At 41.8% G+C, this 287-nt stretch carries 1 protein-coding gene; it reads right to left on the bottom strand.

What is annotated here, in order from left to right; all coding sequences use genetic code 11:
* Window positions 1–287 (bottom strand): hypothetical protein (locus H3V04_RS09170; RefSeq protein ID WP_198188300.1); only part of this gene is annotated, 287 nt, incomplete at both ends.

Genomic DNA, 287 nt, shown 5'->3' with positions numbered 1-287 from the left:
TGGATCCTGGTAAATGTTGGCCACATTGTATTGCTCCCCATTCAATTCCGCATGAGTAATGCCAGACCAACTTTTACGGTGGTGGACGATAACAATAGAGCTTTGCTTTTTATCTAAACCATCCATTTGAATGATTTGATTGGTTGTTAATTGCCAGTTGCCACACAGAGTTGGTTTGCCAATTTGGACAAACTTTTTAACGGGTGAGCCGTTAATATCTTCACCATCGGCAATCGTGCCAAACTTAATTACCTGGTTCAGTCGATCCGGATTCTGAAGTTGAACCA

Source organism: Bifidobacterium sp. M0353, from assembly GCF_016100645.1.
Classification (GTDB): Bacteria; Actinomycetota; Actinomycetes; order Actinomycetales; family Bifidobacteriaceae; genus Bombiscardovia; species Bombiscardovia choladohabitans.
Note: the sequence above shows the minus strand (reverse complement) of the source record. Positions and strands in the feature narration are given on the sequence as shown.